Source organism: Mesorhizobium sp. M0514, assembly GCF_040321145.1.
Classification (GTDB): Bacteria; Pseudomonadota; Alphaproteobacteria; order Rhizobiales; family Rhizobiaceae; genus Mesorhizobium.
This window is the reverse complement of the sequence record NZ_JAMYQZ010000065.1, coordinates 1-13,292: the sequence shown is the minus strand read 5'-3', so window position 1 is coordinate 13,292 and position 13,292 is coordinate 1. Positions and strand designations below refer to the sequence as shown.

Sequence of the window (13,292 nt, the reverse complement as noted above, 5' to 3'; positions counted from 1 at the left end):
AACTTTTTTTCTACAGCTTTAGGAAAGCTGAGCCCCGAAGCGGTCTAAGGCCCCGTTATGTTATAACGTTGAGACCCCCTACCCCGCACTGCACAATGACCATGTTGCGTTGCACCAACGTTGCATTTATGTCACATATTTCATGTTGCACTGCGATACGCAGTGTGGTTTTGCTGCACTGCACAATGTTATGTTATAACACTCTGCTTTCGTGGGGTTGGGCGGTCTAAGCCCCATCCCGCTCTTAGGAGCAAGACCCCATACACCCGGTTTGCCCGTCTCTTGGCTTCCCAAACTATGTTTATGACCGGCTGAGCTGCGCGAGCTTGCGTCGTGCTTCATCGAGGCGTGGCGTCTGGCTGGCCGAGCGTCCCGTGATCAAAGCGCTCGAGTTGGCAGGCACACTAACGAAGCTGAACTCAAGCATCTCGCTGCTGGTGAAGCGCTGGCCGCCGTACGGCTTGGCGGGGTTGAGCGGAACGCTTTTGAGCGGCACGAAGCCGATGCTCGTTGAATTGATGACGCCAGCCTTGATCAGGCCGTAGACCTCGTCCGACTTGGCGCTAATCCCTTCGGCCGGGAACTCGACCAAGGCGACGAGCTTGCCGCCTTCAAGGCCGATGCTGAGTGCTTTCGCGATAGGGTGATCGGCATCGTGTTGCCAAAGCACCGTCGGTGATCGGCGGAAGGCGTCGAGCTTAATCCCGGCCTGGTCGATGATATCGCCCATACGATCAACCTCGCCGGTGGATACGATTGCCCGAACCTGGCGCAGACCAATTCCGGCACCAGAGAACTTCAGGACTGTAGGCGCAAAGGAGCGTTTGATCTCAGTCATTCGAAACCCTTCACGAGCGCCTGCAGTGATGTTGCCAGGTCTGACGCCGCCTCCTTAGTGAGATTGGCCGAAAGCTGTTCGCCGAGACGTGTCTTCAGGATTAGGCGCACGAGATCATGATGGCGCTCGGCCGAGATGCCGAACGGCGGGTTGATCATTTCGATATCGAGTTCGCGCATCTCTAGTTCCCCACCAGCGCTACAAGCGGGCCAGCAACAGTGTTGTTGCCGAGATCGTGCACATTGATGTCGAAACGCGCGGTCGCACGGCAGCCGATTTGGTCGTACTCGAGGTATCGCTCCTCAGTCGTTTTCACGGTCACGCCGCGGCGGTCGCCGAGGGTTGCCGCCATGGATAGGTCGCCGAAGGCAATCATCACCTTGCCGGACTGATCGCCGCTGCCGGGCAGGCTGGGCACGGCTTCGATGAGATAAGAGCCGTACTGCAGGATCGGCTTCGGGCCGGTAGGCGTCATTTCAAGCCCAACGACGGTCGCGCCGAGGCGAACAAACGTCTGGCCGATTGCGTATGAACTCGCGTACCACTTTGCGTTACCCAAGGCATATTCAGGGCAAGCGGCAATAACTGTGCCCAGGTCGGCGGCCGTTAGCTCGGCGAACGTGTCGTTGTTGGTAGCCGCCACGATCTTCCCGGCGTCGTGGTTGCCATCGATGAGCTTTGTGGAGATCCCGACAATCCCGCCATAGGCGCCTGTGCCGTCACCATTCCAGCCGCAGTCATCCTCAAGCTTTGAAATTGCGAAGGCTGCATCCTCGGCGAAGTCCTGGCCAACGTCGATCGTCTCGTCCTCGCCGAGTTCGCTGGAAATGCGAGACAGGGCTGCCGCTTTCTTGGCGTTAAGCGTCACGGAACTCCAAACGCGGTCCTGTTCTGCAATCGCTGCATTTTCGCCGACGAAGGCAGCCGTCAAACCTGTGTCGAGCCGCGGGAATGAGCGCGTGTCCGAGCCCATGCGCTTGATGTCGGCGTTGCGTCGAAACGTTCCGACCAGCGCGCGGATCTTGATGATCCCGGCCTCAACTTCAGTCGGGACAAGATAGCCGCCGATAGTGCCGGTGGTTTCACCTTGCGCCTTCTCGACACGCACCCCGTTTTTCGCGCACCAGGCCTGGGCGACCTCGTCACCATCGTGCAGAGCCGCACGGAAAAACATGCCAGCCTTTAGGGCTGCCGCGTCGTTGTCGAAGGCGCGGATTCGCGCGCCGGTGTGGAAAAATTCATGCCGCATTGGTGATTTCCTTCCGGGTAACGAAACCGGCTTTGCAGGCGGCTTCTAAAAATACGTAACTGGCGTCGCCGACGATCGGTTGGCCGAATAAAAGGCCGCTCTGCGCATCGCAAATCAGAGCGGGGCTACTTTTGGCGATGCTCCTAATTGCTTCGCGGTAATTGGCGGCTGCAGCGTTTGCCCGCCGCAGTTCAAGAACTGCGTCGACACGGCGCCGCACGATCGCGCGCCAGATCGCCGCGCTGGTCCGGACGGCTTCGGCTGCTGCCGCGATCCGCGCTTGGTTCTCCCTGTGTGTTAGGGCTTCAATTGCCAGGGCAAGCGCCTGGCGCTCGGTGATAATGGCGTGGAGTTTTTCGCCATCTGAAGGTTGACGCTCCGCTGGAACCGTCGAGCCGTCGAGCAGCGCCGCTGCCCAATCTCGAACGCCAGGGCCGGCGACCTTTTCTTCCGGTCGAACGCCGGTCTGTTCCAAGGCGATCTGTTCAGTGCGCAACTCGCGATCTCGAGCTTTGAAGCCGGCAGCCTTGCTCTGGATTGCTTCAAACTCCAGCGCAGCGGTGGTTGTCTTGGGTGGTTTCGCGGGGGCCATCTATGGGAGTCCTTTTCAGAAGGCGAAAAGCGGTACCGCCAGCCTTCAAACCCGACGGTTAAAGGCTGGCGGTCGATCAACAGCCACCCTGACGAGTGGCTGGATTTTTGGAAAAGGGCGCACCCGTAGGTGCGAATTGACCGCGCCCTGCGGTACTTCCGCAAAAAGCGCGTTAAGCACCGAACGATGCCGAGGGGACCGATGCTAAAGGTTATATGTCTTCATGAATGACACCCTCGAATGGCGCAAAAAGGCACATTCTAAGCGGCAGCCTTGCAAATATTGACATCGTCGTTGTCGGCCAAGCGAGCGGGCGCGGGAAACTTGGACTTGGCTTCAGCTACGGCTTGATTGATATGGCGCTGCGCACCGCGGTCTGCATAGTCGCGGCTATATCCGCGCGCTTCGCCAATCTCGTATTTATGGAAACCGGCCAAGATCATCTCCAGAACGCCTGCAGCCGCTTCGGAAAGCGGTATAGGCTCGGCTGCCGGTGCGACTAGCGCGTGCGCACTCGTCGGCCGACGATGAAGGCTTAGCGGCTCATCCGCACCGCGCGTTTCTGACGTATCGTAAAACGGCTGGCGGGTGACACCATTGCGATCGACGTAGGACGTCATGAGCCCTCCGGCAGGGGGACGTCTGGCTTTGCGATGCATGTTAAATTGCATGCCACCGAGCCCAATCGCGCCTTCGCTCAAAACACGCACATCTGTGGAGTGCCGGTATGTCTGCTCCCATCCTTGTGGGCCGCGCTTATGCACTACCCGGACTCGCAACAAGTCAGAGAACATTTCCTCAATCGATGGTCGGATTTTGTGCACCCGCTCCCGCTGAAACTCGTGCAGTTCTTCTGGTTCGTCTTCGCCGTCGAACAATGCGTTTACGTCGCCGTGAACGTCTCCCAAGACTGACTGCTGCCCGAACGCCCAAACCGCGTATGCGCCTTCCGGATCGTCTTTCGTGATGTTATGCAACACGGGCAGATTGCCGCGCCATCTTGGATCCGCATTGTCGTTAGCTGCCGGCCGTTCCAGGCGGGCGCGGTGCGTGTCGATGGCCGTTGCCGCCTCTGCCGTGACCAAGGCTGCCCTGGCCCTGCGTGCGGTCCGTTCTTCAGGGGTCGATGTAACTGGCCCGCCGGTGAGCTTGCTCTTGGCCAGCCGCGGCTTGGTAATGAATGCTGGGCTGTTGTTCATTGGGTGGTCATTCCAATTTGGAGAAACCGGCCAAGCCGGCAGTGCCGAGCCGCTGTGCGCGGGACGGGTAAGAAAACGGTGCATAACGTCTCGCGCCGTCCATTAGGTGTTGCTAATTGTTCTTTCCAGGCGTCCCAGTCCGGTGGGGCTTTCAGTAGGCGAAATGCCAAACCGCGCAGCTTCCACCTCGCGCCATTTGAACTTTCATATTCCCGATGACGTCGCTGACGCTATCGTCGGGTATATCGGCTGCTCTGCTCCTGGCCGGATCATTTCAACCTTTGCTGCCGTTCAGTGGGTGCGAGATAAAGTTCCCGATTGTGAGATGTCCGACGATCAGCTCGAGCGGTGCGCCGTATTGGCCGCAGTCGACGAAGGCTTAGCCGTGCATTCGATCGGCGAGGACGCCAGCCGGCTCCCTTTTCGAGCTTGAGCAGGAGCCATTGGCATCTTGTTCCCATCTGGCAAATCAAGGTGCGGCCTCGTCTGGCTACCCCCATGCGCGCCGTGGGTCGCCCCAAAGTCCGAACGGTTATCCTTCCTGTCCGGCAGGATTCGATGGAATTCGGCCCAAGATAGTCTGCGCACCTGAACGGTCTCGGCGCCCACTGCGATTGTGCGGGATATCATGCTGCTTCCTCCGCATCGTCGTCGTCAAACTTGGCAGCCCATTTCTTGGCCAACTCCCGTGCCTCTATGTCCGCTTCGGCTACCACCGAATATTTGGGGACGAACTTAATGCGTGGCCTCTCGACGCGCGGCGCTGGTTTCCAGTCGTAGTCGATGTTAGGGCCTTCAAACGCTCTCGGTGAATTGTCGACAGACGCCTTAATACTGTCGTGAGCGTCGCCTTCGGCCTGCCGCGGCAGGCACTTGATGAAACCGCCATTGTGATAGTGCAGCAAGAGGCGTGCACGGCGCCCTACTAGCTCTTCTGCATCTTCAATCTGGTGGTAAATACCAACGGCATCAAGCAGGTTGCCCAGCACCTTCTGGCCATCTGCCTGCTCGTTCTCATCATCGCTGTTGGTGACAATGAAGATATCGGACTGGATGCCACAATCTGTGGTGTAAAAAGCTGTCATCACCGTTGCGTTGTCGTCTTCCTCCTCCAGCGTCTCGGTCTCGATGCGGTCAATCGTGACCCATCTCTCGACATTCGGATAGACTGTGAAGTCGCGTTTGCCATCTTTCTTAAGTGGGGCGATGCCCGACGTGGCGTAGCCAAACGGCGGTGCATCAGCACCACCTCCGTAGGTTCCCGTAGGAACCCCGTAGGTTTGGGGTGCGGATTTCTGCGTAGCTCCACCACTTAGGTGCGCGAAATTCCGCGTAACAATGTCACGTAGTGGCGCGGATTTCCGCGTAGGTAGGGTTTCATTGGTAGCTACGCGATTTTCCGCGTTACTAGCGGGATTTTTCTTTTTGCGCTTTTTACGTGCGGTCGCACGGGACTCAATCTCGGATTTTATTTCAGCAGCCACCTCACGCACCCACGCGAAGTTGAATGTATAGGTGTTGCCCCGGGTGCCTGTGCCCTGGTCTACGATCTCCGCAAGGTGCATGTCCTGCAGTCGGCGAATTGATTCTTGAACACTGCGGATAGGGCGGCCGGTTTCGCGCGCCAAGTGTCCGGCGCTCGACGGGAAGGTAACTCCATCCTTCTTTTTGAACCGGTCGATCAACTCCAATAGGACGGTCAGGTCCGTCCCATTCAATGGCGGCTCGGCGCCTTTGGAGGCATACAGGGCAAGCTGGAACTGGTCGAGGGAACCAACGTCTTTAGTGGGTGTCATTGACGCGGGCCTCCTTCGCGGCGCGCCACGTATCGCCAATCTCAAGGCACGGCTCAAATATGGGCCGCCCGTCGCTGGTGCGATCGATTTCCCTTATGACGCCAGCTTCGATCAGACGACGGATGGAGGCACACATGGTTCGCCTGGTCGACTTGAAGTCGCGCGCCAGACGGTTGGTGGAGAGGACACATTGACCCTTCCGAGCCCATTCATCTACGACGATGAAGGGGATACGGAAATCATGTCTGCCGGTGCGGAGGAGGTTTGTTGAGGCTGCCGTATAGTCGATCATTCGCTGAATCGTGGATTCAGGCACATCTTCGATTTGCATCTCGATTCCTGTTCGGAAGAGAATTTCTTAGGCACTGAAAAGGAGGCGCGCTCACGGCTCTGCGGGCAATGGTTAAAATCGACGCTAGGCCGCAGGCGCGTGTTCTATGGGCGGGAAGCTTCCCGCTGCGCCTTCCGCCATGCCTGCACGGCACGGATGGCGGAAAGCTCGACCTCGATCTCGGCCAGGGTCATTTCTGAGGTGGGCTTCATGCGGCTGCTCGCGCACGTTCGTTATCATTGGCATGGTCATAAACTGCGGTGCGCCTCTGCGCCGAAAGCCAAGCGTCAAGGTCGGGGAGGGCGTATCGCACACCAGCACCAAGCTTAAGGTAGACCGGGCCTGTGCCCGCCATGCGGCTCTTGTTTAGCCAGCTCGGCGACTTCCCGATTTTTGCCGCTGCCTCGTTTGTGGAAAAAAGCACTTGAAACCCCCTTGAATCAGTGTTAGGTATTTAGCGGAAGGTGGATTTTGCCGTCAACGCGATGCAATTTATAGGCATTTTCGCCTGGCATGTCAATACTGTCCCGCTCTGTCAGGCCGGTTGTTGCGTTGGCGCGATAATGTCCAGCCACTTCCATCCAGCCCACTTATCGCCAATTTCGCGAATATGGGTGTAGCGCTGCAGATTTTGCCAAGAACGATGTCCTGAGACTGACGCGACTTGCGGGATGGTCCTGCCGAGCTCAAAGAGCCGCGACACGCCCTCGTGCCTCAAGTCATGAAATTTCAGGTCTACGACGTTAAGCATGTTGCAGGCGTTGCGCCATGCGAAATTGATCGTGTCACCTTTGTATGGAAAGATCAGTTCGCCCGTCTTCGGCGTGGCCTTGATGACGGCCAGAGCCTCTGGCGTTAGCTCCGTCCAGATGTCGTTCCCCGATGATCCACGAGGATCCTTTGCGTCGCGCACTAAGATGCGGGAATGCGACTCGTCTAGGTCGGCCCAGCGGAGGCGCACAATCTCGCCTTCGCGCCGCGCACTATAAAGAGCAAATGCCGAAATCCTTTCCATGGGCAGGCTGTCAACCCTCCGTCCAGCGAAGAATTCCATAAGGCGACTCATCTCTTCGATGGTCGGGCGCCGATCTCGCTGGTGAGAGCGGCCCGTCATCTCGAGCTTCGATGCCACCGTCGTCGCATCGGTCATGGCCTTCTCATCGAGCGGATAACCCCATGCTGGCCGTGCGATTTTGAACACGCCAGAAAGAAACGTGAGGTACCCTGCAACCGTCGAAGGGCGTCGGGTTTCTGCAAGTTCGCGCGCCAATGCCACTATATGATCAGAGCGTATCTCGGAGCACCGTTTAGAAGCGATGTCGAATTCCTTTAGGCTCTTTAGAACCGCAGCCTTGGTGCGGCCCAACCGCTTTGCCTCTCGCTCATACCTGCCGATTGCCTCGGCTAGCGTCGGGTCCTCTTTCTTCATGTTTTCGACGGCGCCAGGCTTGGCTATCTCGCCCTCACGGAACGCACCCCATGCCGCGGCTTCCCGCCGCTTGGCGAACGTCTTGTTTTCGCGATGGATTGTTTTGCCGTCGCGCTTGATGACGATCTGCGCCATGAATGATGGCGTTCCGTCCTTCCGCTTTCGCTCTATGATGCTAGCCATGTTGTACCGCTCTCAAAACCCGGTACGACATGTTGTACTATAATTGAAAAACCACGCAATAGCTGGAATTGCGCTGACACCACATGACATGTTAACCGATTGATTTTGAAAGAAAATTCAATGAATCCAATCGCGGCATTGCCGATGTACGACTGGCCCGAAGTGCGCGGCGAGGTCGACGCGCAATGGGCAGCGTTGCGCGATGCTTTTCGGCACAAGGGCGTCGATGGGCCGCAGACAATCGTGCGCCGCAATGGCGACCTGCCGCCGGTGCCGGGCGGTATCCACGACGCCGAGGGCAGACTGATCGCGCCCGATCCGGCGACACTGCCGCCGGACGAACTCGACCATCACCAGCTTTGGCTGCATCCGGCGCTGCTGTTCGCGCAGACCTGCTGGGGGCCGATGGAACTCGGCCTGAGCAAGCATGTGCAGGTGGTCGGCCAGCCGAGCTACGACGCTTACGAGGGCGGCGAAGGCGAACTCTATTCGAGCGCGCTGGTGATGCGGACGGGCGAGGGACCGGAGGTTCGCTCGCCCGCGGATGGCAAAGCCTTGCTGCCGCTCGATCTGATGCGTGGCAAGTGTTTTACCTACAACAGCCTCGATTCGATGTCGGGCATCATCGCGCTGACGCGCGATCTGCAGGCCGCCGGCGAAAGCCTGGATATCTTTTCCTCGCGCAGCGAAAGCGGTGGCCATCGCGGCTCGATCGTCGCGGTCGCCGAGGGCAAGGCGGATATAGCTGCCATCGACTGTGAGAGCTGGGCGCTGGCGCAGCGTTTCGAACCTGCGGCAAACGCCGTGAAGGTCGTCGGCTGGACGGCAAGGCGCAAAGGCCTGCCCTACATCACCGCCAGGACGACGCCGGAAAAGACGCTCAAGGCTCTGCGCGAGGCGCTTGCCGGATCAGCCGAGCAGCCTCGCATCCAACGGGTAGGTTGAAAGCTGCTCGTTACCGGTCTCGGTGATCAGGATCTGTTCCTCGATCTTGACGCCCTCATGGCCGCCGAGACGGCCGATATAGCTTTCCACGCACAGCACCATTCCCGGCTCCAGCACGCCATCGGGCGTGTCCGGCGTCCAGTCGCTGGCATGTGGCAGGGTTGGATACTCGTCGGCGAGGCCGACGCCGTGATAGAGCACGCCGTAGCGCGCCGGGAAGCAATCTCCCGGCGGCACCACGGAGCGTTCGACCAGGTCGCGAAAGGACATGCCGGGCTGCATCAATTGCGTGTTGTGGGCGATCTGGTCGGCGGCGATGTGGAAGAGGTCCCGTTGCTCGTTCGATGGTCTCGCATCGCCGCAAAGCCAGGTGCGGGAGAGATCGGCGCAGAAGCCGTAGGGACCGATCAGGTCGGTATCGAAGGCGACGAGGTCGCCTTCCTCGATCACACGCGATGAGCATTCCTGGAACCACGGATTGGTGCGCGGCCCCGAGGCAAGCAGCCGGGTTTCGATCCATTCGCCGCCGCGCGCAATGTTGCCGCGGTGGAGTTCGGCCCACAATTCGTTTTCGGAAATGCCCGGCGTCAGCGCCTTCTCCATTTCACCCATCGCCGCTTCGCAAGCGACGATTGCGCGGCGCATGGCGAGGATCTCGTCCGGCGATTTGATCAGCCGCGCATTTTCCATCACCGCTTCGCCATTGCCGATCGAAATGCCGAGCCGGGCGAGTTCCTCGACGCCTTCCGGGTTGATGTGGTCGACCGCAATGCGGCTGTTGCCGCCGCCATGCTCCTTGACCAGATCGGCGATGCCGGCCGCCCAGCGGCGGACTTTGTGCTCGGTCAGCTCGCCGCCATAGAGATACATCCACGACACTGCCGGCCGCACCTCGTCGACGACGCCGGAATGATCGGACAGATGCTCGCAGGAGAAATAGTCGAACAGCACCACGGGTCCCTCAGTGGCGACGAAGCAGTGGCGGGTCGGATTGTGCCCGACCCACAGCTGCATGTTGGTCGAATCGGTGGCGTAGCGGATGTTGACGGGGTCGTAGAGCAGCGCGCCGGCGTAGTTTCGGCGCCTCAGTTCGGCGCGGAGGCGCTCGAGCCGGTATTTGCGCATCGCGGCAAGATCGGGCGCGGCGATGCCTGCCGCTTGCCATTCGGCTTCAGCCAGCGCGCCATAGCCCAGCACATGCTGGTTCAGCGACGCCGCCTTCTGGCGCGATGTTTCGCGCAAGGCTTCGACGGAGCCGGGCTCGAACGGCATGATCTTGCGATGACGACCGAACCCTTGTTTCTCCACCCGACGCCTCCCTGCCGACTTACTGTGGCGCTGCGCCCGCGGCCGCTTTCTTCAGCCGCGTGACCGTCAGCGTGCGGGTGGGCGGCTCGCTGTCGAACAGCATCGGAACGACCAACTGCTGCGGCGAGCCGTCAGCGACATAGCCGGCCTCGCTCAAGGCCCGCAGGATGCCCTCGGGAGGTTCCTTGTCATTGGCCATCACGAGCACCGCCGGCTCGATCAGCAAATGGCCGAAGTCCGGCATCTCGTCGTCGAGCACGACCAGATCGGGATCGACAAGACGCAGATTTCCCACCCAGTGCCAGCTCGATATCGCCGTGCGAACCGGACCGTTTGCCGTCAGCTGGCCATAGAGCGACTGGTAGTCGACACGCACGATGCTGCCGCGGCTGTCGCCGCCATTGAGGTGCGTGTACCAGGTCACCGGCAGCACGAGGATGGCAAGCGTTGCGCCGACAAAGACGACGACGTCCTGCACCTTCATTCCCTTGTCGCCTCTGGCATCCATCCGCAAGGCCAGCGCGACCGGCAGCAACACAAGAATGGGAAGCATCCAGCGATCGCGAAATTGCGTCGTCCCGCTCGCCAGGACGAGCACGATGGTCATCGCCAGGGCAAAAGCGATGGTGCGCCACACCAGTTTCTCGGTCCATGGCGCCGGTTGCAGAGCCGGCGCCGGCTTTTTCCATGCGATGAGCAAAGCCGCGACGAATATGCCGGCCGGCAACACGGCGAAATACAGGATAGCCTTGCCCAGTCCGCGCATTCCGTAGAATGCGGTTTGTATGGCGCTTTCTCCTCTGCCCATGCCGAAGCCGCCGCTGTGCGACAGCAACTGGTCGGTGTAGGTCAGGTTCCAGTAGAGCGTCGGCAGGCAAAGCAGCACCGCCACGACAAGGCTGATCGAAAACCGGCGGTTGAGGATGACGCCGCGCGTTTCGCGCAGCGACAGGGTGGACAGGATCAGCGCGGCGAGAAAGATGGCGTTGTTGTATTTCGACAGGATGGCGGCGGCCATCGCCACGCCAAACAGCACATAGGTGGCCAGCGAACGCCGCTGCACCAGTTCGACGAGCGCAAGAAACAGCACCACTGAAAAACAGAAAGCGGCGATCGAGTGGGTGAGGGCGTGCTGCATCTCCCACACCATCTGCGGAAACAACAGCAGGCCGAACAATGCGGCGGCGCCAGCGCGGCTGGAATAGCCCAGGCGGCGGACAGCGATGAAAACCGACGCCAGCGCCGCTCCGATCAGCAGGTACTTCACGATCTTGAGCGCGAGGATGTTCGTTCCGATCACGGCGGCGACGAGGCGGGCAAGCCAGGTGTAGAGCGGCGGCTGCGAGCCGCCATAGCCAGCCCAGAGGTAGTGCATGTACATCAGCTGTTCGGAATCGTCGACGCCGACACCGGTTCCTACGACATGGGACAGCAGCGCCATCACCACGATCTGGACGACGCAATAGACCGCGACGCAGACCAGTGCGGCGTTGAAGGGACCGACCTTGCCTTCGCCGAGCCAGTCCGTCCATTTCTCTAGATACTGCAAGGGGATCGTCTTCTCATCGAGGGAAAATGCCTGCGGCCAACTGCCGAAGGCCCCTTACACGATCTCACGCTCCCTGTCGCCTTTTCAGGTCCGCATCTTCTCGCCGCTGGGGTCGAAGGGCGCCTCGACATTGATGCGCGCCGGACGCCGGTGGCCGAGGATCTCGATCTCGAACAGTCCGGCACTTTCGTCCTCGGCGAGTGCCGCCGGCACATAGCCCTGCGCCATCGACTTCTGCACATAGTGCGCATAACCGCCCGAGGTGACCCAGCCGACCACGCGCCAGTCGCCGTCGACGATGCCGCGCACGGCGGAAGCGCCTTCGGCAGCCTTCGAGCCACGCACTTCCTTGCCCGCCATGTCGAAGCGCGGCGCGCCATAACCATGCGGCTTTTCCACCGTGCCATAGTCCTTGCCGACCTTGGCCCAGATCGGCTCGTCGCCCATGACATCGGCGTCGGCCGCATCGACGATGAAGGAAACACGGCGCAGTTTCGGCCCTTCCGCCTGTTCCTTGGCGGCGGCTTCGCGGCCGATGAAGTCGTTCTTCTCCAGCTTGATGAAGCGGTCCATCGCGCCTTCGAACGGGCCGTAGATCGGGCGCAGCTCGCGGTACCAGGTCGGGAAGTTCTTCTCCAGGCGCATGGAGAGCAAAGCGCGCATGCCGAAATCGACGAGGCCGAACTCCTCGCCGGCGTCCTTGATCGCCTTGTAGACCAGGCGCTCATAGGCCGGCGCCATCCAGATTTCATAGCCGAGATCACCGGTATAGGTGATGCGGTTGACCATGCAGGGCGCGCCCCCGACCGCCATTTCGCGGAAATCCATGAAGCGAAACGCCTTGGTCGAGATGTCGACATCGACCAGCTTCTGCAAGAGATCGCGCGATTTCGGCCCGGCGATCGACAGGCCGACGAGCGTCTGATCGAAGCGGTGGATGCGCACCGAACCATCCTTCGGCAGGTGCTTTTCGAACCAGCGCATGTGGTACTTCTGCGCGGCGGACGAACCCCAGATCATAAATCTGTCTTCGCCTGCCTTGGCGATGGTGAAGTCGCCGATCAGCTTGCCGAACTCGTTGATCATCGGCGTCAGCACGATGCGGCCGATCTTCGGCATGCGGTTGGTCATCAGCCGGTTGAGGAAATCCTCAGCCGCAGGTCCCGACACTTCGTATTTGGCGAAGTTGGCGATTTCGGTGACGCCGACGCGTTCGCGCGTGGCGCGCACTTCCTCGCCGATAGGACCGAAATCGTTTGAGCGGTGGAAGGAGACGACGTCCTTCGGCTCCTTGCCCTTCGGCGCGAACCACAGCGGGGTCTCCAGGCCCCAGCTATCGCCCATTACGGCGTTGTTGGCGAGCATCGTGTCATAGAGCGGGGTGGTTTGTGCAGGGCGCGCAGCCGGCAGCTCTTCATTGGGGAAGCGGATGGAGAAGCGGCGCGAATAGTTTTCGCGCACCTTTGCGTTGGTGTAGCGCAGGCCGGCCCACTCGCCGAAGCGGGCGACATCCATGCCCCAGACGTCGAAGCCGGGATCGCCATGCACCATCCAGTTGGACAGCGCGAGGCCGACGCCGCCGCCCTGGCTGAAGCCGGCCATGACGGCGCAGGCGCACCAGAAATTGGTCAGGCCCTGCACCGGCCCGACCAGCGGATTTCCGTCGAGCGCGAAGGTGAAGGGGCCGTTGATGATCTGCTTGATGCCGGCTTTCTCGATGCCGGGGAAATGCTTGAAGCCGATCTCCAGCGACGGCGCGATGCGGTCGAGGTCGGGCGGCAGCAGTTCATGGCCGAAATCCCACGGCGTATTGACCGGCGACCAGGGTTTGCAGGCTTTTTCATAGGTGCCGAGCAGGATGCCGTTGCGCTCT

At 60.3% G+C, this 13,292-nt stretch carries 12 protein-coding genes; 1 reads left to right on the top strand and 11 read right to left on the bottom strand.

Features of this window, described 5'->3' with window-relative positions; all coding sequences use genetic code 11:
- Nucleotides 1-301: 301 nt before the first annotated feature.
- From NKI61_RS23325 to NKI61_RS23290, 8 genes are all read right to left on the bottom strand, one after another.
- Nucleotides 302-838, bottom strand: coding sequence for an HK97 family phage prohead protease (locus tag NKI61_RS23325; RefSeq protein ID WP_352840991.1), 537 nt, complete (start codon nucleotides 836-838; stop codon nucleotides 302-304).
- Nucleotides 835-1,017 carry a hypothetical protein gene (locus NKI61_RS23320; protein ID WP_023753625.1) on the bottom strand — a complete coding sequence of 61 codons (183 nt, stop codon included), beginning with the start codon at nucleotides 1,015-1,017 and terminating at the stop codon, nucleotides 835-837. The genes NKI61_RS23325 and NKI61_RS23320 overlap by 4 nt, the downstream gene beginning before the upstream one ends.
- 2 nt (nucleotides 1,018-1,019) lie before the next feature.
- Entirely contained in the window at nucleotides 1,020-2,087 is a 1,068-nt protein-coding gene (locus NKI61_RS23315; protein ID WP_352840989.1) for a phage major capsid protein, read from the bottom strand.
- The gene (locus NKI61_RS23310) at nucleotides 2,077-2,679 is read right to left on the bottom strand and encodes a hypothetical protein (RefSeq protein ID WP_023753627.1); all 603 of its coding nucleotides are present in this window, start codon (nucleotides 2,677-2,679) and stop codon (nucleotides 2,077-2,079) included. The genes NKI61_RS23315 and NKI61_RS23310 overlap by 11 nt, the downstream gene beginning before the upstream one ends.
- Before the next feature lie 260 nt (nucleotides 2,680-2,939).
- Nucleotides 2,940-3,878, bottom strand: coding sequence for a hypothetical protein (locus tag NKI61_RS23305; RefSeq protein WP_352840987.1), 939 nt, complete (start codon nucleotides 3,876-3,878; stop codon nucleotides 2,940-2,942).
- A 626-nt stretch (nucleotides 3,879-4,504) separates the two neighbouring features.
- A complete protein-coding gene (locus NKI61_RS23300; RefSeq protein ID WP_352840985.1) occupies nucleotides 4,505-5,674 on the bottom strand; it encodes a hypothetical protein in 1,170 nt (389 codons plus the stop codon).
- The gene (locus NKI61_RS23295; protein WP_352840983.1) at nucleotides 5,661-6,005 is read right to left on the bottom strand and encodes a hypothetical protein; all 345 of its coding nucleotides are present in this window, start codon (nucleotides 6,003-6,005) and stop codon (nucleotides 5,661-5,663) included. Before NKI61_RS23295 ends, NKI61_RS23300 begins: the two co-directional genes overlap by 14 nt.
- Nucleotides 6,006-6,540: 535 nt before the next feature.
- Entirely contained in the window at nucleotides 6,541-7,569 is a 1,029-nt protein-coding gene (locus tag NKI61_RS23290) for a tyrosine-type recombinase/integrase (protein WP_352840980.1), read from the bottom strand.
- A gap of 168 nt (nucleotides 7,570-7,737) precedes the next feature.
- On the opposite strand from NKI61_RS23290, the gene NKI61_RS23285 reads away from it, so the two are divergent.
- Nucleotides 7,738-8,562 (top strand): phosphate/phosphite/phosphonate ABC transporter substrate-binding protein, encoded by an 825-nt coding sequence (locus NKI61_RS23285; protein ID WP_352840978.1) that lies wholly within the window; start codon nucleotides 7,738-7,740, stop codon nucleotides 8,560-8,562.
- Here NKI61_RS23285 and NKI61_RS23280 read toward each other — a convergent pair.
- The 3 genes from NKI61_RS23280 to NKI61_RS23270 form a co-directional block, all read right to left on the bottom strand.
- Nucleotides 8,527-9,834, bottom strand: coding sequence for a M24 family metallopeptidase (locus NKI61_RS23280; RefSeq protein WP_352841031.1), 1,308 nt, complete (start codon nucleotides 9,832-9,834; stop codon nucleotides 8,527-8,529). The genes NKI61_RS23285 and NKI61_RS23280 overlap by 36 nt on opposite strands.
- A 55-nt stretch (nucleotides 9,835-9,889) precedes the next feature.
- Nucleotides 9,890-11,419 carry an ArnT family glycosyltransferase gene (locus tag NKI61_RS23275; protein WP_023691023.1) on the bottom strand — a complete coding sequence of 510 codons (1,530 nt, stop codon included), beginning with the start codon at nucleotides 11,417-11,419 and terminating at the stop codon, nucleotides 9,890-9,892.
- 84 nt (nucleotides 11,420-11,503) lie between these two features.
- A partial coding sequence (locus NKI61_RS23270; protein ID WP_352840976.1) for a glycine cleavage T C-terminal barrel domain-containing protein occupies nucleotides 11,504-13,292 on the bottom strand: 1,789 nt, incomplete at its 5' end.